The sequence below is a fragment of the Aliiglaciecola sp. genome, from assembly GCF_039982535.1.
In the GTDB taxonomy this organism is placed as follows: domain Bacteria; phylum Pseudomonadota; class Gammaproteobacteria; order Enterobacterales; family Alteromonadaceae; genus Aliiglaciecola.
The window spans coordinates 459,431-484,046 of sequence record NZ_JBDWYG010000038.1; the positions used below are offsets into that span (position 1 = coordinate 459,431).

At 40.5% G+C, this 24,616-nt stretch carries 12 protein-coding genes; 9 read left to right on the forward strand and 3 right to left on the reverse strand.

What is annotated here, in order from left to right; translation table 11 throughout:
- Nucleotides 1-100: 100 nt before the first annotated feature.
- Genes ABJV04_RS11225 through ABJV04_RS11235 form a run of 3 tightly spaced genes read left to right on the forward strand, consistent with a single transcriptional unit; the run spans nucleotide 101 to nucleotide 9,457 of the window.
- Nucleotides 101-4,663 (forward strand): two-component regulator propeller domain-containing protein, encoded by a 4,563-nt coding sequence (locus ABJV04_RS11225; protein ID WP_348491607.1) that lies wholly within the window; start codon nucleotides 101-103, stop codon nucleotides 4,661-4,663.
- Nucleotides 4,653-6,422, forward strand: coding sequence for an EAL domain-containing protein (locus ABJV04_RS11230; protein WP_348491608.1), 1,770 nt, complete (start codon nucleotides 4,653-4,655; stop codon nucleotides 6,420-6,422). The genes ABJV04_RS11225 and ABJV04_RS11230 overlap by 11 nt, the downstream gene beginning before the upstream one ends.
- An 11-nt stretch (nucleotides 6,423-6,433) precedes the next feature.
- Nucleotides 6,434-9,457: a sigma 54-interacting transcriptional regulator gene (locus tag ABJV04_RS11235; protein ID WP_348491609.1), complete on the forward strand. Its 3,024-nt coding sequence runs from the start codon at nucleotides 6,434-6,436 to the stop codon at nucleotides 9,455-9,457.
- Nucleotides 9,458-9,461: 4 nt separating this feature from the next.
- On the opposite strand, the gene ABJV04_RS11240 is transcribed toward ABJV04_RS11235, so the two are convergent.
- The gene (locus tag ABJV04_RS11240; RefSeq protein ID WP_348491610.1) at nucleotides 9,462-11,531 is read right to left on the reverse strand and encodes a response regulator; all 2,070 of its coding nucleotides are present in this window, start codon (nucleotides 11,529-11,531) and stop codon (nucleotides 9,462-9,464) included.
- A 648-nt stretch (nucleotides 11,532-12,179) separates the two neighbouring features.
- On the opposite strand from ABJV04_RS11240, the gene ABJV04_RS11245 reads away from it, so the two are divergent.
- The gene (locus ABJV04_RS11245; RefSeq protein WP_348491611.1) at nucleotides 12,180-13,082 is read left to right on the forward strand and encodes a VacJ family lipoprotein; all 903 of its coding nucleotides are present in this window, start codon (nucleotides 12,180-12,182) and stop codon (nucleotides 13,080-13,082) included.
- Complete coding sequence (locus ABJV04_RS11250; RefSeq protein ID WP_348491612.1) at nucleotides 13,079-15,520, forward strand: MMPL family transporter; 2,442 nt, start codon at nucleotides 13,079-13,081, stop codon at nucleotides 15,518-15,520. Before ABJV04_RS11245 ends, ABJV04_RS11250 begins: the two co-directional genes overlap by 4 nt.
- 14 nt (nucleotides 15,521-15,534) lie before the next feature.
- On the opposite strand, the gene ABJV04_RS11255 is transcribed toward ABJV04_RS11250, so the two are convergent.
- A complete protein-coding gene (locus tag ABJV04_RS11255; RefSeq protein WP_348491613.1) occupies nucleotides 15,535-15,858 on the reverse strand; it encodes a hypothetical protein in 324 nt (107 codons plus the stop codon).
- Between the two features lie 630 nt (nucleotides 15,859-16,488).
- Here ABJV04_RS11255 and ABJV04_RS11260 point away from each other — a divergent pair.
- The 3 genes from ABJV04_RS11260 (at nucleotide 16,489) to ABJV04_RS11270 (ending at nucleotide 20,773) form a co-directional block, all read left to right on the forward strand.
- Entirely contained in the window at nucleotides 16,489-18,210 is a 1,722-nt protein-coding gene (locus tag ABJV04_RS11260) for a hypothetical protein (protein ID WP_348491614.1), read from the forward strand.
- Nucleotides 18,211-18,223: 13 nt separating this feature from the next.
- Entirely contained in the window at nucleotides 18,224-19,738 is a 1,515-nt protein-coding gene (locus ABJV04_RS11265; RefSeq protein ID WP_348491615.1) for a mannitol dehydrogenase family protein, read from the forward strand.
- A gap of 87 nt (nucleotides 19,739-19,825) precedes the next feature.
- The gene (locus ABJV04_RS11270; protein WP_348491616.1) at nucleotides 19,826-20,773 is read left to right on the forward strand and encodes a PfkB family carbohydrate kinase; all 948 of its coding nucleotides are present in this window, start codon (nucleotides 19,826-19,828) and stop codon (nucleotides 20,771-20,773) included.
- 89 nt (nucleotides 20,774-20,862) lie between these two features.
- On the opposite strand, the gene ABJV04_RS11275 is transcribed toward ABJV04_RS11270, so the two are convergent.
- Nucleotides 20,863-21,792 (reverse strand): histone deacetylase family protein, encoded by a 930-nt coding sequence (locus ABJV04_RS11275; protein ID WP_348491617.1) that lies wholly within the window; start codon nucleotides 21,790-21,792, stop codon nucleotides 20,863-20,865.
- A gap of 69 nt (nucleotides 21,793-21,861) precedes the next feature.
- On the opposite strand from ABJV04_RS11275, the gene ABJV04_RS11280 reads away from it, so the two are divergent.
- Nucleotides 21,862-24,540 carry a bifunctional acetate--CoA ligase family protein/GNAT family N-acetyltransferase gene (locus ABJV04_RS11280; RefSeq protein WP_348491618.1) on the forward strand — a complete coding sequence of 893 codons (2,679 nt, stop codon included), beginning with the start codon at nucleotides 21,862-21,864 and terminating at the stop codon, nucleotides 24,538-24,540.
- Nucleotides 24,541-24,616: the final 76 nt, after the last annotated feature.

Sequence of the window (24,616 nt, forward strand, 5' to 3'; positions counted from 1 at the left end):
TGGGCTAAATAGAGACTTCTAGCAGCTATTTTTACCATTTTATTGGCATAGTTATTTCATTAGGTTAATCTAGGTTAAAAACGATGAGCCGTGAAGAAGTATGTTCAGCAAAGGAATATTGTATTCTCTATTTTTCCTCCTAATAAGCAGCACCGCTAATGCTGACGATTCTCCTAATTTCTACTTTTCATCTGCAGACTTAACAACCCAGTTAACGCAAAAAACAGTGCGTCAGATATACCATGATAGTACTGGTTATTTATGGATTGTTACCCAAGAGGGAATTAATCGATACGATGGTTATCAAATGCTGCACTTCGTGCATGAGCCTCGCAACGATGACTCCCTAAGCAATAGCAATGTTTTTGCGATACTTGAAGATCACCAGCATCGATTATGGATAGCTACAGATGGAGGCGGTCTTAATTTATTTAACGCTGCCAAGCAAACGTTTACGGCATTTAAAGAAGCCGATAACTCAGCCACTGCACCTACCTCGAATAGAATCCTGAGCTTATTCTTAGACGCTCAAAACTATATTTGGATTGGTTATCGTAACGGTAATTTCAGTCGATTTAATCCCGATGACAAAACCTTCGAGCACTTTAATATTCGCGAATTGGTTCCTGAATTGAAAAAAGATGCGGGTATTGTATCTATTGTCGAAGATGACAACTTCCTTTGGCTAGCATCCAGTGAAAATGGTTTATTTAAATTCGATAAAAAAAGCCATTCTATGGAGCGACTTTACTCGGGGTCTAAATCACCATTTTTTAGTGACTCTTTGAAACATTTGTTTGTTGATACACAACAGCGCTTATGGGTAGCTAGCGCAGATGCAGGTGTGAGTGTTACTGACCCGCAGAAACTGCAGTTTAGCAACTGGCAATATGACGCTAATCAAGCAGACAGTCTGCCATCGAATCTTGCACAAACAATTTATCAAGATCGTCAACAACGCATTTGGATAGGCACCGATGCGGGCGTTGCGGTTTGGGACGGTAAAAATAGTTTTACTAGTTTCACCACTACAGACGGATTAACAGATAATAACACCTTATCGATTCAACAAGACTCTACCGGTCTAATTTGGTTGGGTACCTTAAATGGGATTACTAAAAGTATTGAGGTGCCGTTTGAGCATATTGATAAAGGGTTAAGCAACAATGCGGTGTTAGGATTTGCTGAAACCGATTCAAGTGCAGGTGAATCATCTATTTGGATAGCCAGTTATACCGGTTTAACTCAACTGGATAGCAATGGGGATGTATTACAAGTTATTAATAAAGAAACGCAAACTTCATTGCGTGATGCCAGAGTTACCGCTGTGCTTGGCAAAGATAATGAACTTTGGTTCGGTACACGGCGTGCCGGACTTGGCCGTTTAAATGTAGATAACAATGACATTCAATTCTTTTCTCATGATCCAGAAAACCCTAGCAGCTTGAGTTTCAACGGTGTCACTAGCGTTTTTTCAGATAATGGTGGTAATTTATGGGTTGCAACCTTTGGTGGCGGTTTGAATTATTTACCCGCAGGAAGCGACCAATTTATACATTATCGGTATGACGAAAATGACCCTAATAGCTTAAATAGCGATAAAGTTTTAGCTGTTTATCAACTTGCTGACGGCACTATTGTGGTGGGTACTGTGTCTGGATTCAATTTACTGGACCAAGCTAGTGGCCATTTTCGCCGGATTGAACAAAACCCCGATGTCATTGATAGTTTATCAGCTTCTATGGCTTGGGCATTTTATCAAGACTCCAAAGGTCAACTATGGATTGGTACCCAAGGTGGTGGATTAAATAAATGGTCGCCTGAAGATATGCAGGCATTCAATAATAAGTTCACACAATATGACAGTTTTAGTGGCCTTCCTAGTAGTCATGTTTACGCCATTTTAGAGGATGACTCAGGAAACTTATGGCTTGGTAGCCCCGCAGGCCTGACTCGGTTAAATACAGAAAACGGTAAAATTAGACATTTTGACCGTTCTCAAGGATTTAAAGAAAGTGAAGTGAATTGGGGAGCTAGTTTTAAAGATAGCCAAGGATATATGTATTTTGGCGGGCCAACGGGCGCAATACGTTTCCATCCTGATGACATTAAAGATAGCGAAATTGTGCCACCGGTGGTGGTTGTGAGGATAAAAAAACTAAATGAACAAGTATGGTTTGATGTGCCTTATCAGCAACTGCAAGAACTTGAGCTTGGATACAAAGATTATTTTATTTCCTTTGAGTTTGCTTCACTAGATTTTAACGCACCAGGGCTTAACGAGTACCGATATAAATTGGAAGGATTGGATTCCGATTGGATTGAATTAGAAAACCGTCGTTTAGCGACCTTTACCAACTTACCTGCGGGTAACTACACATTACGTGTGCAGGCTAGTAATAACCAAGGCTTGTGGAACACTGAAGGGGTTGTGTTACCAATCAATGTGCTTCCGCCACCATGGAAAACGGTTTGGGCATACAGTCTTTATTCACTCATTGTGGTGTTGATTGTACTCAATACAATTTGGAAATATCGTCGTAAACGTTTAGCTGAGATTCAACAACTACTTGATTTAGAAGAAAAAGTAGAAGAGCGTACTAAAGAGTTACGGCATGCTAATGCACAGCTTGAAACCAGTATGCAAGAAACTGAAAAAGCGCGTAAATTAGCAGAGCAAGCAAGTAAAGAAAAAAGTGATTTCTTAGCTATCATGAGTCATGAAATTCGTACTCCTATGAACGGAGTTTTGGGTATGACAGAAGTCTTATTAAGTTCTGAGTTAAAGCCAAAACAACAACACTTTGCGCAATTGGTTTATCGTTCAGGTCGCCTATTGTTAGACTTGCTAAACAATATTCTAGACTTCTCGAAACTCGAAGCAGGTAAAGCGACCCTTGAATCTGTTCCTGTTGATCTTGAAGCCTTAGTCGAAGAAGTCTGTGACTTGTTTAGTGAATCTGCATATAACAAAGGACTTTATGTTAACGCGATTTTGTCTCCAGAGCCGCTTCCTGAAGTGTACGCCGACCCTGCAAGGTTGCGACAGATCATTGCTAACTTAACCAGTAATGCAATTAAGTTCACTGAGCATGGTGAAGTGAATGTGAGTATCCGACGTGTGCCTTGTTATCAGGCGCATAATAACTCCTCAGAACAAGCAAGCCCACACAGTGGTTTTGAAATAAGAGTTCAAGACACGGGTATTGGTATGGCACCAGATAGACAGCAAAAAGTGTTTGAAATGTTTACCCAAGCTGATGCCTCAACCACCAGAAAGTATGGAGGCACGGGGTTAGGTTTAGCAATTTGTCGTCAGTTGACAACATTGATGGGCGGTAACATTGATGTGCAATCTAAACTCGGGGAGGGGAGTTCGTTTACTTTAGAAGTTGATTTGCCTCTGTATCAAAAACCGATAATTGAAACCCTTCTTTCATCTACAGCTCCAACTGTGCATTTGGTTAACCTGAAAGGCGGTTTGGGACTGGCATTATCTAATATGTTGAGTAAATTAGGTGTCACAGCGGTACATGTTCAAAGGGTTAACGGACAATTAGCGTCAGCTAAAAATGGTTTATGGATCAGTCTTAGTGAATATGAATCGGCAATAAAAAACGCGCAAATTCCAATGCAAAAATGGATATGTCTGTTGCCGTCTTCCCAGTGGCAGGAACATGATAAGCGCAATATTTTACCTTTACCTATTCACCTTAAAGATTTGCAAGATAGCTTAAATAAAGCGTTAGGGGTTAAAACCCTTGATCGTCAAGTAAGTAATAACGAATACCCCAATCACCAGAAATTTAACGCTAACATCTTAGTGGCAGAAGATAGTTTAACCAACCAAGAAGTTGCCAAAAGCATGTTAGGCATGCTGGGGTGTGAAGCATGGTTAGCGGATAATGGGGCTGAAGCAGTTGAGCAAATAAATATTAATCAGCCCGATTTAGTTTTAATGGATTGTCAGATGCCAATTATGGATGGATATCAGGCAACCACCGAGATTAGAAAAAAATGGCCGAATATCCCAATTGTCGCTTTGACGGCGGGAATGGGGGATGACCTGCGTCAACAGTGTTTGGGTGTAGGTATGAACGAAGTTATGACCAAGCCTTTTTCTCTGCGCGAACTCGAGCAGACGTTGACGCGCTTTTTAGGTGCTCCGTCACAACCACCGAAGAACGAGCAAGGTGAAAATGAATCGCTAGAATTCGACAGCCAAAACAGTCACGCGCAAAATAACCATAGCCGTGATAACTTAGTGACTCAAAATAGTGAAGCGACTGATGATGAGTTGGCGTCACAGTTAATTGATATGGCAACTGTGGAGACACTGCTAAAAATCAGTCGAGACACGGGAAATCCAGTGTTTGTTCGAGTGTTAGATGCTTTTATTCAAGAAGCAGAAAAATTAATTGCACAGTTATTTGAACAAGTTAACAGCCCAGAATTGAATTTGAGCGAAGTCGCAGAAATTGCCCATGCGCTAAAATCTATGTCTGGGAACTCTGGCGCTAAAGCATTGTACGAAATATGTCGAGAGTTAGAGAGCAAGTCAAAACAGCAGCAATCGGAAGGAGTCGATACTTTAGCCCAAAATATACAAGCCACTTTTATACTAAGTTGCGAGAAGTTGGAGACGTTTAGAAATGTTGGTTGAATCGAAAATTAAAGTTCTGGTAAGTGACGATGATCTCACCGCAAGAATTTTAATGAAAGAAACACTAACCAGTGACAGTATCGAAGTGTTAGAAGCAGAAAATGGTAAACGGGCTTTAGAGCAGTTTCAGAAACACTCTCCGTCACTGGTTTTATTAGACGTTTCCATGCCTGAAATGAATGGTTTTGAAGTATGCGAACGTATTCGTAGCCAAGAAAATGGCAAACATGTTCCAATTATAATGGTGACTGGCTCCGACGATCTTGACTCCATCCATCGGTCATATGCGGTTGGAGCTACAGACTTCATAGCGAAACCTATTCGATGGCCGATTTTAGGCGAACGAGTTAAGTATATCCTGCGGGCGAGTCAAGCCTTTGCTGATTTAGTTGTGCAACAAAAAGAACTCCATCAACTGGCGTTTTATGATTCTCTTACGGGTTTACCAAACCGGCAATACTTGATGCAAGACCTGCAACGCTTTTTGGCACTCGCTAGGCGTAAGCAACATCAAGCTGCAATGTTATTCATTGATCTAGACAGATTCAAACGCATTAACGATACCATGGGCCACAGTAATGGTGACAAATTGCTTCGTAAAGTGGCTCATCGATTACAAACTAACTTGCGAGACAGTGATGTGTTTGTGCGAGTTGGAGAAAATATTTCGGCAAATAAAACCCAACTTTCAAGTTTTGGTGGTGATGAATTTACGATATTTTTGAATCAATTAAATACAGCTAATGAAGCCACTTTAGTTGCCGAAAGAGTGATTCGTAGCTTTAGTAAACCATTCCAACTCGAACAGTTTGAGGTTGTCATTACGCCAAGTATTGGTATCTCAATGTTTCCTAATGACGGGGAAGATGCGGAAACCTTACTTAAAAATGCAGACACCGCAATGTATTCAGCAAAACAAGCTGGTCGCTGCTGTTATAAATTTTACCGCGACTCAATGAACGCCAAGGCTGCTGCCCGATTACAACTTGAACAAGACTTACGTCAGGCCCTCGACAGTAACGAAATTGTGCCTTTTTTCCAGCCACAGGTCTGTGCTCAAACGGGACAGATTGTAGGCGTTGAGGCACTTGTAAGGTGGTTACCCGCACAAGGTGGTATGATCCCACCGGATGAGTTTATTGCGATTGCTGAAGAAACTGGACTGATTAATATCCTTGGGCAGTTAGTGCTCGAACAAAGCTGCCAACAAGCTAAACAATGGTTAACTCAAGATACTCCAGTTAGAGTCGCAGTGAATGTATCAGGACATCAATTTAAACAGCATAACTTCACAGAAATCGTGGCTGAAGCCCTACGCAATAGTGGCTTACCTGCCGAATTACTTGAATTGGAATTAACCGAATCGGTGATAATGAGCGATGCTGAAGAAAATATCGCAAGGCTAATTGAATTAAAAACCCTTGGTGTTACTTTGGCGGTGGATGATTTTGGTACTGGTTATTCTTCTTTGAGTTATTTGAAAAAATTCCCTATTGATATCCTTAAAATTGATCGCTCATTCATGTGCGACTTGGATTCAGCACCTGATGACGTGGCAATAGTTGAGGCCATTTTGGCCCTTGCGGAGAGTCTAAACCTAGGGGTTATAGCCGAAGGGATTGAGGATGCTGGTCAAATAGAAATACTGAAAAATAGTAAACATTTACTGTTGCAAGGCTACCTATTCTCTAGGCCTTTGGCCGCTGAATATATAGGGCCTTTGTTAACCCAGAACTTTAGTCACTTGATGCGCCAATAAGAACAATAATAATGAAATCGTCTTTGCAAGTTGAAACTGTCCCAGAAAATCAAAGCATCATCACCCTTTTTGTGGATGATGATTTAGCCGAAGATTTGACGTACCAAGGCGCAGTTGTATCAATTCGACAGCGGTATGGGTCTCACTACACTCTAATTACCTCAGGTTTATCGAGTCAAAACTTACGCTCCCCAATATTAGTTCTCTGTCAGAATCAAGGCCATGCTGAGTCTCTGATTAAACGCTTCAACTTAGATAATCGGCAAGTCTTCTGGTTATCCCAAGATGCCCCTCATGTTCCAACAAAAACTAACGCAGCAGAGCATTGGTATTTGGACTGGACACAAGTAGACGCTGTATTACCAATATTGTCATTATTGAAACAGCATCGTCAGGTAAGCAAGGATTTAGAGCGTAGTAAGCACAAACTTTCAATGTTATCCGAGTGTCTTGGTGAAATGTCCATGACCTTAAACGCTGACGGTCGCATAGTGGAGGTAAATGCACCTTTATTAGAAGAGATGGTAGACACTGGCGATATTGTTATTGGTCAAGATTTACTATCTTGTTTAAACGTTCCATCACCTATTGCTAAACGCCGAATGTTGCAAATATTGGCTGACATGAGCCGAACCCATGCGATGACGAGGCTGCCGCCATTTCCGGTTAAATTAAAGCACTCAGTGGTGATGCTGGACGGCTTTGCAGGTCCATTAAATCAAAATGAAACGCTATTAATTTTTCGTCAAGTTGCTAGTTGGCAAACTCAGGAGTGGCAGGAACAAAGCGCGGCAAACGGTGCGCCTGTTACACTGCTATTGGTTAATCCTGATGATTTTGCGGCGTTTAATCAACGCTATGGTCGCGAAATGGGCGATCAGGCTTTAGCTGAAGTTATTCAGTGCATGTCGGATTTATTACGAACTGACGATTTTGCCAGCCGTTTCAGTGGCGCTGTTTTTGCTGCACATCTGCCTGACACCAATGAGCAGCAGGGGCAGGTTTTAGCGTCTAGAATGCGCGAAATGTTGAGGCAAAAACGCTTCTCAGATAAAAAAGTTAGTTTGGATTTTAGCTTTGGATTAGCCACTATTGAGTCGGAAGAACAACTTAATGAACAGTCTCCACTTGAGCTTTTCCGCAGGGCCAATGCAGCACTACAGGCGGCAAGAAGTATCGGTGGCGGTACCTTAGTGTGCTGGCAACCTAAATTCGATGCCAACATACTCGCTAATATGGACCGTATGAGTGGTAAATTCTCAGATGCCGCAGACGCAGACTTTAAACTCATAACATTGCAGTGGGATGTAATTCGTATCATCGGCAATACCCACGACTTACAAAGCTTTTCAAAGCAGGTTTGCCATTTACTTTTTGCTGGAATGTTACCTGTTTATGCAGGGCTTTATATCAACAGAGGTGGCGGTTTAACTAATCTGTCCTATGAAACTAATGGACCTACAGTCGATGTCAATGATGTCAATCAGTGGGTAACATCTAAGGTTAACATTGATAACTTAGTAAGTGACGGGAATAGCACAGCGTATTCTAAGGTACAAAAACTTAACGCCACTAGTGTGCAAAGTGTCGTCCCCCTCGTTACTCGTGGTAGTTGTCAGGGAGCCGTTGTATTACGTTGGCCATTGAAAGATCAGTCTTTAGCGCAAAAGTACACCGAGTTGCTTCAGCAAGTTTCTGCGAACCTAGGTACTGCAATTGAACGAATTCTATTGTTGGACCAAAGTCAAAAGCCGGTGGAAAATAAAACTGCAGATGAATCTAGTGAGCACGAGTTTTTATTTGAATCTGCGGCAATGCAAACCTTAATGCAGCAGGTGCAATTAGTCGCCCCTACGGATGCTTCCGTGTTGCTTATCGGTGAATCGGGGACCGGTAAGGAAGTCATTGCTAAACAAGTTCATACTCACGGTATACAACCCGATAAACCTTTTATAACCGTAGATTGCAGTACTATCGTTACTCATCTTATGGAAAGCGAACTTTTTGGTCATAGAAAAGGCGCGTTTACCAGCGCGACTAGTGATCAACCTGGTAAAATTGCCCAGGCCGATGGCGGCACACTATTTCTTGATGAAGTTGGAGAGTTACCCCTCGATATACAGTCCAAGTTATTACGTTTCGTTCAAGAGAAAACCTTTGTTGCTGTGGGCGATCAAAGAGTTAGAAAAGTGGATGTAAGGTTGATATTAGCAACCAATCGAAATTTAGCTGATGAGGTGGCTGCAGGACGTTTCCGTGCAGACCTCTATTATCGAATCAACGTATTTACGCTACATCTGCCGCCGTTGAACCAGCGTGGCAATGATGCTTTGCTTTTAGCTCGGCATTTTTTGAAAAAGTTTAGTCATCAATACAATAAACAAATTACCGACCTGTCTGCATCAGCTGTGGATAAAATTCGGCTATACAACTGGCCGGGTAATATTAGAGAACTAAGAAATTGCATTATGCGTGCAGTTATCACTTGTTCTGGAGCTTACCTAGAGCCTGAGCATTTGAGTCTACAAGAACAATCTTTTTCTTTACCTCAGACGACACCGGTTTCACAACAAGACCTATCTAGCCACATCAATCAAGATAGTGATGAAGAATTGATGCAAGCTTTATCGGGCCTCGTCGATAAAGTCGTTTCAGTGGCTATTCAGCAGTCAGTGCCATTTGCAATCAGTACTTGGTTGGAAAAACAGTGGATAGAGTTGTGTTTAGAAAAGTGGGGAACTCTGTATCAAATGGCGCTTAACCTGGATCAGTCAGAGTCAACTCTAAGGAGACGTTCAACAAAGTTGAAAGACGTGAATATAGCTCATCCTCAATTAGATAGCCTGAGTACAGAGTATAATGAGTTACTTCAGCGCTTTGTTGAGCGGGATACTATTCCTAAATTTTGGCCTACTTTAGAGTCCATCATGCAGTCAATTGTTGTCCGTCAACAAATAACACAGCAACATAAAGCCAAACTATTGGATGTTACTCAACCGACCTTACGTAAAATAACCCAACAGTATCAAGGGTAAAAAGTTAATCTTTTAAGTATTTCTGGATCATAGTAATCAATGACACTTTATCTATGGGTTTGGATAAAAAGTCAGTCATTCCTGCGTTTTTACACTTTTCTCGATCCTCCACATAAGCGTTAGCGGTCAGGGCGATAATAGGTTTATTAAAGTTTATATCAGTTTTCAACTTAGCCGTTGCGGTTAAGCCATCCATAACTGGCATTTGTAAGTCCATCAAAATCAAATCAAACTCTTCGAATATGCATGCGTTAATGGCTTTTTCTCCATCACCGACTATCGAAACATCGTAACCAGAGGCTTCAAGCATCGCTTTCACTACCTCAGCGTTAATTTCATTATCTTCAGCGACTAAAATTTTAAATTTCGTTTGCGGCTGCACAATATTTGAGTCTTGGCGTACATGAATTTTTTGCAATTGTCGCAAATCAACTTCTAGTTCCTGTCTCAGAATAGGTTTAGCGTGAGTACGCCATATGACTCTTCTCACTTCATCAGAACATTCTAAATGTTCAATCATTGCGGATACCAAAATAATGTAAGGTAATCTGGCTGCATTCCTTTTAACGATTTCCTCAATCAAATCGACACCCGTCAGCTCAGGCATGGATAAATCGACGATTAAAATGTCGTATTCAGAATAATCAGTTGCTAAAAATTCTCTAGCTGATTCAAAGGTAGATGTCACCACACCTTGAAGCTCGGCAATGTGCTGAATATATTCTCTACTGGTGATCAAGTCATCGACAATTGCGCATTTTAATTGGACTTCAGGGTTAATGTTTTCAATTTTTTCACTGTCTATTTCAATGGGAATTGAGAGAGTAAAACAACTTCCAGTATTTAATTCACTGGTTACTTCAAGTTCGCCTTTCATTAAATCAGCTAACTGTTTACTAATGGCTAATCCCAATCCTGAACCACCAAATAATCTTGTGGTTGATTGTTCTGCTTGTTCAAACTTGTTAAAAATAGAGGCCAATTTCTGGCTATCAATGCCTATCCCTGTATCTTTGACGTTAATAGTTAACCAGTATTTTTTATCTCTAATCTTGACCCCTGCAGAGAGGGTTACGCCCCCAGTTTCAGTAAACTTAATGGCATTATTTAATAAATTTTGCATGATTTGAGATAGACGTGTGGGATCGCTGATGATTCGAGTTGGTAAGCTAGTTGTCTTTTGAAAATCAAAGGTTAAGTTCTTTATTCGACAATTGGCCGATTGTACAGAGGACACGTCATCCAATAATTGGATTAGATCAAAAGGAGTTCTTTCAATACGCAGCTTGCCAGCTTCAATTTTAGATAGATCTAATACATCGTTAATAAGCACTAATAGTTGTTTTCCAGCACTCTTGGCTTTTTTCAAGTAATCGTTACTTTTGCTCGGGTTATCAATGGCCAATTCTATCATGCCGAAAAGCCCATTCATTGGAGTGCGTAGCTCATGACTCATGCTGGCTAGAAATTCAGATTTTGCTTTATTGGCCTCGTTTGCTTGTTGTTCTGCATCTTTAGATTTGCGTAAAGCTTTGCGTAAAGAGGCTAAGGAGGTTTTGATTTTCTTTTCCATGGGGTGAAAGATGAGCAATGCTTCAAGTACTAACAATAAGAGTGTAAATAACCATAAAGCCAATTCAATGCTTTCAACGCGCTCTACCCGATCACGAGCATCTAATTCAAACTCTTGTACAACTTTGTCTAAGTAAAAAAGCAGTTCGTTAGTTTCTTTAGCATTGAAGTCGGAGGGGATCAATCCACAGTTCTTTCCATTACCACTAAATTGTTGAGCTGCTTTTACATAGTTTTGAGTTTTAGAGTCTAGTGCGGGCTTGCCAAAATATATTTCTTGTATGTTGCTAGGAAGCTTCGGTAGTTGAGTTAAGTATTCTCGGTTCCCTGCAAATTTTTCAATGGTAGTTTTTAGGGTCTCATTGAGTTCTTCGTAGTTTGCTGGGCAGGTGGATATACGAGTGACAAAAAGAGCGATGCGCTGGGATAACATACGTTGTTGACCAGCAACATTAACAACATAAGCATCGTTCATTTGGGCTTTAAAGATATAACGGAGCATTAAGGCGGATGTTGATACAGTCGCGCCTACCAGGCAAAGCGCCAGTATGTAGCGAATTCTAATAGAGAGATGTTTACTAAATAGGTTAACTAACAAAGACTTTGCTTGTCTGAAAAAGCGTTATGGTTAGATTAAAGAGACTATCGGCAAATGCAATAGCTGAGGAAAAATTTTAGGCATACAATTTACGTTAGTGTGTCGATGAGTGTAGTTATATGTGTTTAGTTAAATGTTGAGTCGTACTTTTTAAAATAAATGTAGGACGATTAACAAACTGTAGCAATTTCTATTGTTGAGTAAGTTTTACAATTTTTTTTGATAATTTCCCCCATATTTTTTAGGCGGCTTTTGCTTTTATTCGAAAAGCATCTCGTCTGTTTTTCGAATAATGTTTTTAACTCATCACCTTTATTAAGCCTTTGAGCTACTAATTTCCTTGCTTAACAAGGATTTGATCCTTTCGCTGTTGTTTCAGCGTAATCCCTTAGAAAGGTAATTTTATCGTTCATCTTAAGCATCCCTGCGTTTGGCAAGTAAATTGCTAATTATAATTAAAGAAAGAATGAATGACTGACTGACAGGTCGCCTTTAGGAAACTGCCTGAAGCGAAATTGAAATTCATAGCTACAATAAAAATGAGAACAAACTATGTTGGATTCTAAAATACTAAATCCATTCACCGCATATATTAAATCCGTGTGCTTGATCAGTATTCTGATCATCAGTGGATGTAGTTCCAACCAAGTTGATCAGGTCTCTGAAAAACCGCTTAGTAATCAAGAAATTGTCATCAATACTTCTCAAGGCGAGCAAGTCTTAACCCCAACAGTTGTCACCTATGATCCTGTAACCTTTGATGATCCTTTAGAGTCTATTAATCGGCCTATTTTTGCTTTTAATGATGTTGTATATCGCTATTTTCTGATTCCGGTTGGCAAAGGCTACGATGCGGTAGTGCCGGATCCAGTACAAACGGGTATAGGCAATTTTTTCAGTAATTTGCGCGAGCCTCTCAATTTATTAAACAATTTGGCGCAAGGTGAAGGTAAAAAATCTGGCACCAATTTAGGTCGATTTTTAATTAATTCAACGGTGGGGCTTTTAGGGTTATTTGATCCCGCTGATGCATGGTTTGATATGCCAGAGGAGACCACTACAATTGGTGATACTTTGGCCTCCTATGATGTCGGCTATGGTAATTATCTAGTGTTACCCATACTTGGCCAGTCAGATTTCAGAAATGCCTTTTCTACCATAGGTGAAAGCCTACTTAGTCCGGTTCATGTTATTTCTGATTCACCCGAATCTACTTACCTTCAGGGACTTGATGGATTTAATGATTTTGTACCTACCGCTCCCTCCTATGAAGAGTTACGCGCTCAATCTGATGATCCCTACACATTTTTTAGAAACTTGTATCTACAAAGCGTTGAAAGAGACGAGCAATTTGACGGTGGCGTTCAACAATTCTCGCCTTCACCTGCAAACAGTGAAAAAAATCGTGTTAAACACAAAAATGTAGACTCACCTGAAGGGGAAGAGCAACAGTGAAATCTAATTTAGAACAATTGTTGATCCGTCAGAGCAAATGGATATTGCTTACTTTTATTGTGTTGGGAATTGTGTCTGCCTACTTTGCTCAGCGATTTAGGATTGATGCCTCAGCGGACACTTTACTAGTAAAAGACAACCAACTTTATATTCAATCACAGGTGATGAATCAAAAGTTTTCACCTGATGAATTTATTTTGGTGGCCTACCAACCAAAAGATCACGAGGTGTTTTCAGATAAAACCTTTCAGCAACTTGAACAACTAAGTGATGCTTTCGCAGCGCTGCCTAGAGTGAAGTCGGTGACCAATATACTTAACGTTCCGCTGTTGAGTAATGCCACTTCCCTAAGTGCCGATTTAAACCCCGAACAATATAGTTGGCAATCTCAAAAATATTCAGCGCAACAAATGCAACAGGTGTTCAACAAGCATCCTTTGTTTACCGACTTATTAGTCAACCAGGCACAAACCGCGACAGCCATTCAAATTGTTTTTAAAAAGAATTCACAACTAGTCGATATTCAAAATCAGATTATTGATATCCAGAAGAATGCCCTTGAGAGTGAGTTATCGGAACAGCAGCAGAAAAAAATAAGCCAACTAAAAGCTCAAGCTGATCCCATTGAGCAAAAACTGAAAAAACAGCGCAAACAAGAGATAGATAGGATTTACGAGATAACCGAAGAATACCAACAAGATGCAGACTTCTATTTAGGTGGCGCCTATGTTCTGGGTCAGCAGATGATTGATATTATAAAGCGGGATCTGCTGTTATTTGGCAGTGCAATCGGCGGCGCTATTGTGGTGATGTTGTTTATTTTATTTCGTCGGATTCGCTGGGTGGTGTTGCCAGTAGTTTCTTGTGGGTTGAGTGTGTTATTAACTGTGGGGATTTTTGGTTTATTAGATTTGCGAACCACGGTTATATCCTCAAACTTCATAGCGCTGCAATTGATCCTGACGCTAGCCGTGATGATTCATTTGATTGTGGAGTATCGGCAACTTGCTGTTAAGAATAAACAAGACAGTCAATCTCAGCTATTAGAAAAGACCCTAAAAAACAAGTTTAAACCTTGTCTTTATGCGGGTTTAACGACTTCTGTTGGTTTTGGTTCGTTACTTTTCAGCGGTATTCAACCTGTTGTGAGTTTCGGCTGGATGATGATAGTCGCTATGGTTATTTCTATTCTGGTTAGCTTGCTACTTTTTCCAGCATTTTTATCGGTGTTATCTCATAAGGATGAAAGTGGTGAAAATCGTTTTACCCAATGGATTATTAAAGGGTTCACGACCCTGAGTCTCAATTATACAAAATCAATAGGCGTGTTAAGTGTGGTGTTGGTGGTTGTATCTATTGTAGGGATAACACGTTTAGATGTGGAAAATAGTTTTCTAAACTATTTCAAAGAGTCTACCCAAGTGCGTCAGGAACTAACTTTCATCGACCAAGAGTTTGGTGGTTCTACGCCTATGGACGTGGTTTATACCATTCCCACTGAGCAACGGGACAAAGACTTAGTACTGACTGCTGAGGCAATTCAAAGCTTACAAAAAGTCCAAGCGGTACTAACAAGTTTTGAGGCCATGGGGAATGTTACCTCAGTATATAATTTTACTGAGTTGGCAATGGCAATAAATGAAAATAAACCTCTTACCGAGTATGAGTTAACAGCAATCTATACCTTGGTTGATAAATCTTTAAAAGATAAGTTGTTAGGTGCGTATTTTGATCCTGAAACTAATCAACTTAGAATAAGCACGCGAATCAAAGACAGCACAGCAGAGTTTAACCGAGCTGAATTTTTAGATGATCTTAATGCAGATATGCAAGCAATTGGTGTCGACAGACAAGATTATCTGGTTACTAACCTTTTTGTACTTTATCAGGATATATTGCAGCGTTTGTTCAAGTCGCAAATTATGACATTGGGGTTGGTTTTTATCGCTTTATTTTTAGTGTTATTGGCAATATTTCGCTCAATAAGAATCGCGTTAATCGCGGTTATTCCTAATATCCTCACCACCCTTACTATTTTAGGTGTGATGGGATTGCTGGGGATCCCTTTAGATTTAATGACTATTACCATTTCGGCCATTGCCATGGGGATAGCCGTGGATGATACCATTCACTTTATCCACCGCTATCTTGAAGCGAGCAGAAACACTGATACTGGAGACAGCCTTGGTGCCAAAAACAGCCTTGGTGCTAAACACGCCACTGGAGCAGAACAAGCAATCAAAAACACCTTTAATAGTGTCGGTTATGCGCTGTTATTTACTACTACCATCATCACAATCGGTTTTGCATTATTGAGCTTTTCTGATTTTGTACCGAGTATTCTATTCGGGCTACTAACAGGTCTAGCAATGTTAATGGCGCTGCTAACAGACTCTACCTTATTGCCAGTGCTTTTAAGACGTTTTGTTAAACATTAAGTTGCGATTATCGATTATAGGGCAAGAGTACAGCTGTCTTTAGCTGCCACTTCAATATTCCAACTGCCACTATTGTCCCCAAGGCTACAAGCATTGTCGGGTATGCCGTTAGCAGTTAAGTTGCTATACGTGCCATGGCAAGTCCAATCTGCATAACTACTTGGCGAGACTGATTCTGATTCATTCTGCTCATTGTAAAAATAGATACAAAGTACAGCATCGGTGGAGTCCGTTGTATAAGCGGTTCCATTGTCATTACTGAATGTATCTTGATCGAAATCCGCTGCTGTTATGTTTATGCTCTCACCATGACATGCAGCTACTAATGTCCCCACCATCACAAGAAATAATATATTTGTAGAGTTCGACTAAAACCATCGTATGTTTCTCATGCGTTAACCTCCTAGCCCCTAAAAAGCCCTAAAAATCGTGAGTTATGGGGGAACGTAAGGGGATAAGCTTAAAGATTAAATGTGCACAAACCGTGGTTTTGGATGGGGTTTTTAGGCCAGTTTTTTATTTTTCTATGGAATAACTGCATTTCGGTATTAAGTTTTTAACATTTTCCTTGTCAAATTTAATTAACATCTATGTGTTTAATTTAAATATTAAATAATGGCGATTTGAAATTCTTTCAATAATATCTATCCTTTTGATGTTTATGTTTTTTTCTTTAATTTCTAAAGGGCGAAGAGAACTTTTTTTGACGTCATTACTTTAACAAATTATTCAATAATGGAATTTTTTAAGGATATTTAATTAACAATATATTGACCTTTAGAGTTAATTTGTGGGAATATGCCCACATGTTGAGCATTTGCGCATAATTGGTGTTTTCAACAGAAAACCCAAATGATAGCTAAGGCGAATCGATGCATAGTAATGGTGAGTTTAATTATTATATTGATTCAATTAATTTTATTGGGAACTACTCGCCCACAACGACAACTTAATGACAGGTAATAATGATGACACCTGATAAATATCAAATTAATCTAGATACTGTAGATGAAGAGCAATTACCCATCCCCAAACATAAGTTAAAGGGGTGGACGCATTTTTTAGGTTTATATGCAGGTGAGCACGTTGCGGCTACTGAATTTGTTATTGGTGCCACTTTCGTTGCCCTTGGTGCAACCATGTCAGATATTCTACTTGGTTTACTAATAGGTAACATTCTTGCTGTATTGAGTTGGACTTTAATTACCACGCCCATTGCCATTGAAACGCGGTTAAGTTTGTATACCTATTTACAAAAAATAGCCGGTAACTCTATGACAACCCTGTATAACTGGGTAAACGTTATTATTTTTACGGTTATATCTGCCGCCATGATTACGGTATCGGCCACTGCTGTGCGTTTTGCTTTGAATATTCCGGCACAACTGGACTGGTACCCTACTAATTTATGGTTTGTGTGTGTGGTCTTGGCGGTAGGAACTATCGTGGTTTTAGTTGCCATGTACGGTTTTACCGCAGTTTCAAACTTCTCTCGTATATGCGCGCCTTGGTTGTTCGTGATGTTTGTGTGTGGTCCTCTAGTGCTGTTGCCTGCTCTGTCACAACATGTTTTGGGAGAAACAAGCTTGACCGGCTGGGCCGACTTTATGGAAATTGGTAGCTTGTCCGTTTGGACCGGATTAAACGCAAATGGTGAACCTGGTATTGGTTTGCTAGAAGTGATTGGTTTTTCTTGGGCTGCTAACACTATAACTCATGTGGGTTTGATTGATATGGCGCTGTTACGTTATGCGAAAAAACGCGCATACGGATTGTGTACCTCAGCAGGTATGTTATTTGGACATTATATTGCTTGGATCTCAGCTGGCATCATGGGTGCGGGTACAGCGGTTATTGTTAAAAAATCGATTATTGAATTAGACCCCGGTGACGTTGCATTCCAAGCGCTAGGATTATCTGGCCTAGTTATCGTAATCGTGGCTGGTTGGACTACAGCAAATGCAAACCTTTATCGCTCGGGTTTGGCTGCCCAAGCCATTTTCAAAAACCAATCGAGAAATAAAACGACCCTAGTTGTCGGGGTTGTAGCCGTTCTTATTGCCTGTTTCCCATTCGTTTTTAATAAAATGCTACCACTGTTAACTTACGCTGGGCTCTTAGTTGTGCCGGTTGGCGCAATTGTGTTTGCTGAACACTTTATATTTCCACGTATTGGTTTTACTCGTTACTGGGTAACCTTTAAAAATCTTACACACAGTGTTCCAGCTGTTGCATCTTGGGGACTTGGACTGACATTTGGTTTTGGACTAAACGCACTCGATATTTTGTCTTTTTATTATTTATTCATCCCTACTTGGTTCTTTACAACTGTGTGTTATGTGGTGTTGGCTAAATTTTATGGTGCTTCGGAAGAATACCCTCACGAGCAGCAGAAAATGGAAGCTTTTGAGCAGCGTGTAGAAGAGTATCAAACCCAACAAGCTCACCTTGAGCCAGAAGAAAGTATTGACACCAGTTTATTCTCTAAAGTGCTTCAGTTTGTATCCATTGGCAGTTTATTGATCACTACTTTGTTTGCAATAAACACCATGTTTTACAGTGCCGGGATACCTGCTTATGAAGCCAATCGCGATTTGTTCCAAACGGTCGGCTTTGTTTGCACTATCATTTATTTCGTAACTGCATATTGGAATATGCAGCGTAAAAAACAATTAGCTACGCAATCGTAGTAGGGGAAGGTTAATGAATACTCAATCTAAATTTCGTCTTAATGACACTAACCTTCAACAATTACCGAGCAGTTTTTCGGTGCCTAACTATGATCGTAAAAAAGTTGAAGCAGGAATAGTGCACGTAGGAGTGGGCGGGTTCCATCGTTCTCACGAAGCTTATTATACTGACGCTTACATGAACCAAACAGGCGACCTTAATTGGGGAATTTGCGGTGTTGGATTAAGAGATGCCGATCGCAAAATGAAGTCGATTTTAGAGCAGCAAGACTATCTTTATACGCTGATCGTTAAGCACCCTAATGGCTCTATTGAAAATCAAGTGATAGGTTGTATGACCGATTTCTTGCTAGGCTGTGATGAACCCAATGCGGTTATTCAGAAAATGGCTGATGCCAGCACAAAGATTGTTTCCCTGACGATTACTGAAGGTGGTTACAACTTCAACCCAGCGACTAATGAGTTTGACTTCGATAACCCAGATGTTATTCATGATTTAGCTAATCCATATGCGCCTCGGTTAGTGTTTGGATTCTTAACTGCGGCATTGAAACTCCGTATGGAAAGAGGTTTACCGCCGTTTACCGTGCAGTCTTGCGATAATATTCAACATAACGGTGATGTGGCTCGAAAAATGTTGTTAGCCTACAGCCAAAAAGTCGATTTTGAATTGGCAAAATGGATTGAACAAGAAGTGCCTTTTCCAAATGCAATGGTTGACCGTATAACACCTGTCACCACACCTGCAGATATAGAATATTTAGAGGCAGAGTTTAATCTGCAAGATGAATGGCCTGTAACTTGCGAACCTTTTCATCAATGGATAATTGAAGATAAGTTTAGTGCTGGTAGACCCCAGTGGCAAAAGGTGGGCGCGCAATTTGTGCCAGATGTTACACCCTACGAAAACATGAAAATAAGATTGTTGAATGCGGGACACTCAGTACTAGGTATTTTGGGCTCGATACATGGTTTTGAAACCATTGACGAAAGTGTTCAAGATCCAATTTTTAGCCAGTTCTTGCAACTGTTTATGGATTCTGAAGTTACGCCTATTTTGCCTGCCGTTAATGGCATCGATTTAGATGACTACAAGCAAACTTTACTGCAGCGTTTTGCTAACCCAAATATAAAAGATCATTTAACTCGAATTTGTTCTGAAAGCGCCTCTAAGTTAGCCACGTTTTTGATCCCAACGATTAACGACAATCTGCAAAATAAAGGGGATATACAGTGTGCTACGTTGGTTTTGGCTGCATGGTGTTACTACAGTGATAAACAAACAGATCGTCACAATAAAGCGATCACTATTATTGATGTCATGGCTGATGAGTTGCACGTTGCAGCGGCTAAATATTCTATCAACCCTGACTCATTTTTAGAGCTCACTTCAATTTTTGGTGATTTAAGTAAAAATCAAGAGTTTTTGGATATCTACAGAAAGCAGACTAAAGCAATTTATGCTGATCCTAATATCAAAAAACACATGCAGCTAATTCTTAATAGAACAAGTTTAGCTGTGTCTTAACGGTATTTAAGTTATTATTTGTACTATTTTGCCGAAGCTCGTCTAGCTTTAGTCGACTTGGCTTATTTTTAGCATTTTGGAGTGATTATGGCGAATCCTAAAGTTGCTGTATTTGGTGAAGCGTTGTTTGACATGATTCAACAACAAGACGGCAGTTATCAACCTTTCATTGGAGGGTCACCTTTCAATGTCGCTCGAAGTTTTGTGAAGCAAGATATTGACTGTTCTTATTTGTCCCCAATTTCTACGGACTATTTGGGTGAAAAAATTCTCAGTTCAGTGAAGAGTGACGGTATTCAAGTTCCTGAAGATAATCGCTCAGAAAAAAATACGTCACTGGCGTTGGTCTATAAAGCCGAGGATGGTAAACCTAGCTATCGGTTGTATCGTAAGTGTGTTGCAGATCTGGATATCACGTCGGAAAAACTATTATCGATGTTACCCGATGATTTAGAGCTTTTTCATACGGGCTCCCTTGCAATAGTGCCTGAGATGTTAGAAGTGCTAATCCCTGTTATTACAACGCTCAAATCACGCGGGGTAAAAATCAGTATTGATGTTAACGTGCGTAAAGGTGTGGAAGTTAACCACCATCAATATGTCGCTTCCATATGGCGGTTTGTTGAGTTTGCCGATATTGTTAAAGTGAGTGATGAGGATCTTGAATTAAAAGGTCTCTATGGCAAACCGGAATTTCATGCTAAATCCATGTTAGATCGAATGGAAAATGGCATGGTGGTGTTAACGTTAGGTGAAGGTGGATCTCATTTAATCACTGATAAATATAATCTATTTCAAGCTGTCCACAAACCAGCTGTATTTGGTGATACTGTGGGTGCCGGCGACACATTTTTCTCTGCTATGCTGGCTAGGTTATTGAAAAATAACGCACTCAGCCCATCCGCTGAAGAAAGCATCTTAAAAGATGGTCTCAGGTTTGGGGCCGTCGCTGCAGGTCTAAATGTTGAAAAAGTTGGCTGTAATCCGCCCACTTTTGCGGAAGTTGAAACCCTAATAAATAGCCTTCAAGCGTAACTAGCGCAACATACATAATAAATAAGGCAGTCACAGCAATGTTCAGGTTTTTGTGGCTGCCAAATTTAACTGACTGCGTCTTTTCACCTTTAAATTTTCATTAAAGCTTTAATATGTGCAATTGCCCCTGTTCTAAGTGCTGGCAAACTGTATCCCCCTTCTAAAAATGACACTATTCTACCTTCGCAATGGGTCTCAGCGATGTCAACAAGCTGTTGGCTTAACCAAGTATAATCAGAGTCTAATAAATCCCAATCTGCCATAGGGTCGCTATGATGACCGTCGAATCCTGCGGATACTAAAATTAATTCTGGTTCGAACTTTATCAATTCGGGGAGCACCCGTTCAGCGTAACATTGTCGAAATGCGGTGGAATCTGTGCCCGCAGGTAATGGGTAATGCAAGCAATTATCAGCGGCTTTTTCAGGTATGGTGAACGGATAAAAAGGATATTGATAAGACGATAAAAATAGAATGGTTGGGTCGTCTTTCAAAATGTCTTCGGTGCCATTTCCGTGATGTACATCAAAGTCTAAAATAGCTATTCGTGTAAGATTATATTGCTTTTTCGCGTAGGTGGCAGCTACTGCAATATTATTGAAAAAACAGAAACCCATGGCTTTATCTTTCTCGGCATGGTGACCTGGAGGTCTTACTGCACAAAATGCATTTTTAAATTGATGGTTGAATAAACCATCAATAGCAACTATACCTGCACCAGCAGAATATAAAGCGGCCTCGAATGATACGTGATTCATACTGGTTTCATCATCTATCGGAAAGTACTGGCCTTTTACCGGTGAAAATTGTTCAATCTGTTCAACGTGTTTTGGAGTATGAGTTTGTTTTAACAGATCTTTAGAAACTTTTTGGGAAGGGATATTAAGTATGAAATCAGCCAATCCAAATTGAATTAAACCGTCTTGAATTGCATGCAGACGAGCGGGACTTTCAGGATGATCATCTCCCATTTCATGGAGCAAACAATTAGGATGTGTAATAAAAGCCGTAGAAGACATAAAATAACCCTATAAGTAGTATGGGATAATAGTAACAAAACAATCGCGCCAACATCTAAGAGATTTTAAATGAAACATTATTTACATTCGTTTTTTTCCCCAAGTTCAATCGCCTTGTTCGGTGCAAGCGAGCGTGAATCAACCATCGGAAAGACTGTTTCCCTAAATTTAACCTCAAGTGCCTTTAAAGGGCCTATTTATTTCATTAATCCTCGCCATCCAGAAGTGCTTGGTCGTCATTGTTATAGTCATATTTCTGAGATCCATAAACCCATTGAGTTAGCTGTGATTGCCGCTCCAGCCTCGGTAACCAATGAAATTTTAGAAGAGTGTGGAAAGCATGGTGTGAAAGCTGCGATTATCTTGTCAGCGGGCTTTGGGGAAGCCAATGAAGAAGGTAAGAAACTTGAAGAAGCAGTACAGCACACCGCCAAACAACACAAAATTCGACTCATTGGCCCCAATTGCTTGGGTGTCGCGCGTCCAATAACAGGCCTTAATGCTACTTTCCACAGTGGTGACATCAATCAAGGTAGCTTGGCGGTTGTCTCTCAATCAGGTGCCTTATGTACCTCTATTCTTGATTGGTCAAAATCCCGTAAGTTAGGCTTTTCTGCGGTGGTATCCATTGGTTGTGCTGCCGATGTGCAGTTCGGTGAATTACTCGATTACCTCACCTACGACTCTCAGACTAAGAGCATTCTTTTGTACATTGAGGGTATCAATCACGCTCGTTCGTTTATTAGTGAATTAAAACGCGCTTCTCGGGTTAAGCCGGTGTTGGTGTTAAAGGTTGGACGCCACAATAAAGGCACCATGGCTGCACAAATGCACACTGGGGTGATTTCTGGTGAAGACGACGTATTTAATGCGGTGTTACGACAAGCTGGAGCGGTTAGAGGCTATCGTGTCTTCGACCTTTTTGTGGGTGCCACAGTATTGTCTACCAACAAACGTTTAGAAGGCGAAAACCTAGCGATTATTACTAATGGCGGCGGGCCCGGTGCCATTGCAGCAGACCGTGCTACTGATTTGAATCTGAATTTAATTTCGTTAAGTAAGGATACACAAGCCCAATTAAATGAAGTGCTTCCCGCCAATTGGTCTAAAGACAATCCAATCGACATTATTGGTGACGCACCGCCACAACGTTATCAACAAGTATTGTCGCTATGTTTAAACGACAAAACTATGCACGGAATTGTGCTCATTTTGTCACCACAATCTATGACTCAGCCTTTGCAAGTTACTAAGGAAATAGTTGAAGCATCGAAGAAATCCTCAAAAGTGATTATTTGCTGCTTGATGGGCGGCGAAATGGTGGCGGAAGGCAGGACTTATTTAGAAGATAATAAAGTGCCGACTTTCACTACCCCAGAGGCCGCTATTGAAGCATTTTCTTATTTACGTAACTTTACTCGAAACCAACGGCTGTTATTGCAGGCACCAGAACCTTTGCAAAAAGAGGAAAAGGTTAATACTGAAGGGGCTAAGTTAATCATTGAGAAAGCGTTGAGCGAGGGGCGTACCGTCTTAACTGACCTTGAATCAATGGCTGTCCTTGATTCATACAATATCTCTACGACACACGCTAGTTTGGCACACGATATTGATGAAGCCATCGCAATTGCTAAAAACGTCGGTTATCCCGTTGTCATGAAAGTTTATAGTAAAACCATTTCCCATAAGTCGGATGTGGGGGGCGTGAGACTAGGTATTTCAAACGCTGATGCGGTTAAAAATGCTTATAACGATATTATTGATTCGGTTTCCACATACTTCCCCGAAGCCGAAATAAGCGGTGTAACCGTTGAAGCCATGTACATTAAAAAACGCAGCAGAGAGGTATTGGTTGGTATATCCAATGATACCGTTTTTGGTCCGATAATTACCTTTGGCGCTGGTGGTATTGCTACCGAAATTATGGGAGATAGAGAGGTGGCAATCCCTCCTCTGAATAAAACCCTAGCCCGTGAATTAATGAACAATACACGTATTGCCAAGATGTTGGGGCCCTTTAGACAACTACCAGGATGTAATATGGGGGCCATTGAACACGTCTTATTACGTTTATCTGAAATGGCCTGTGAGCTGCCATGGATTAAAGAGTTGGACATTAATCCGCTGGTAGTAGATGAATATGACGCCATTGCTTTAGATGCGAAAATCTCCATCGCAGCGCACTCTCAAGCAGGGCGCTATGATCATATGGCAATTCATCCTTACCCTATGGAGTTGGCGACAACAGAAGTGCTAAGTTCTGGTGTGGTGTTAGAGATTCGTCCAATTCGACCTGAAGATGCTAATTTAGAGCGTCAATTTGTAAGTTCTTTGTCACCCACAGCTAAGTATTTTCGCTTTATGCAAAGCATTAAAGAATTACCGCAAAGCATGTTGGTCCGCTTTACTCAGATAGATTATGACTTGGAAATGGCCTTAGTCGCTGTCATTAGCAGTGGTGATATGGACCGTGAAATAGGTGTGGCTCGGTATATTACCAATATTGATAAAGTAAGCTGTGAATTTGCCGTAGTGGTAGCAGATGATTGGCATCGTAAGGGCATTGCTGTGCGTTTAATGAATGCGTTAATTGAAAGTGCAAGACAAAAAGGGTTGGAACGCATGGAAGGAATGGTTTTAGCTGAAAATACTGGCATGCTAGGTTTTTGTGAAAGCCTAGGCTTTGAAATCAAGCGCGATGCAGAAGACCGCTCTATTTTTAATGTGGTGAAGTATCTTCAGCAGTAAATAACTGTGAATGTCATAGGCTGAAATTTAACATTAAAAGGTGACACCTTTTCAATAAAACGTCATAGTGGTCAAA

Bases quoted from the DNA above. Each gene is read 5' to 3' on its own strand.
- ABJV04_RS11225 (WP_348491607.1), top strand. From the start codon at position 101: ATGTTCAGCAAAGGAATATTGTATTCTCTATTTTTCCTCCTAATAAGC.
- ABJV04_RS11230 (WP_348491608.1), top strand. From the start codon at position 4,653: ATGTTGGTTGAATCGAAAATTAAAGTTCTGGTAAGTGACGATGATCTC.
- ABJV04_RS11235 (WP_348491609.1), top strand. From the start codon at position 6,434: ATGAAATCGTCTTTGCAAGTTGAAACTGTCCCAGAAAATCAAAGCATC.
- ABJV04_RS11240 (WP_348491610.1), bottom strand. From the start codon at position 11,531: ATGCTCCGTTATATCTTTAAAGCCCAAATGAACGATGCTTATGTTGTT.
- ABJV04_RS11245 (WP_348491611.1), top strand. From the start codon at position 12,180: ATGTTGGATTCTAAAATACTAAATCCATTCACCGCATATATTAAATCC.
- ABJV04_RS11255 (WP_348491613.1), bottom strand. From the start codon at position 15,858: ATGGTGGGGACATTAGTAGCTGCATGTCATGGTGAGAGCATAAACATA.
- ABJV04_RS11260 (WP_348491614.1), top strand. From the start codon at position 16,489: ATGACACCTGATAAATATCAAATTAATCTAGATACTGTAGATGAAGAG.
- ABJV04_RS11265 (WP_348491615.1), top strand. From the start codon at position 18,224: ATGAATACTCAATCTAAATTTCGTCTTAATGACACTAACCTTCAACAA.
- ABJV04_RS11270 (WP_348491616.1), top strand. From the start codon at position 19,826: ATGGCGAATCCTAAAGTTGCTGTATTTGGTGAAGCGTTGTTTGACATG.
- ABJV04_RS11275 (WP_348491617.1), bottom strand. From the start codon at position 21,792: ATGTCTTCTACGGCTTTTATTACACATCCTAATTGTTTGCTCCATGAA.
- ABJV04_RS11280 (WP_348491618.1), top strand. From the start codon at position 21,862: ATGAAACATTATTTACATTCGTTTTTTTCCCCAAGTTCAATCGCCTTG.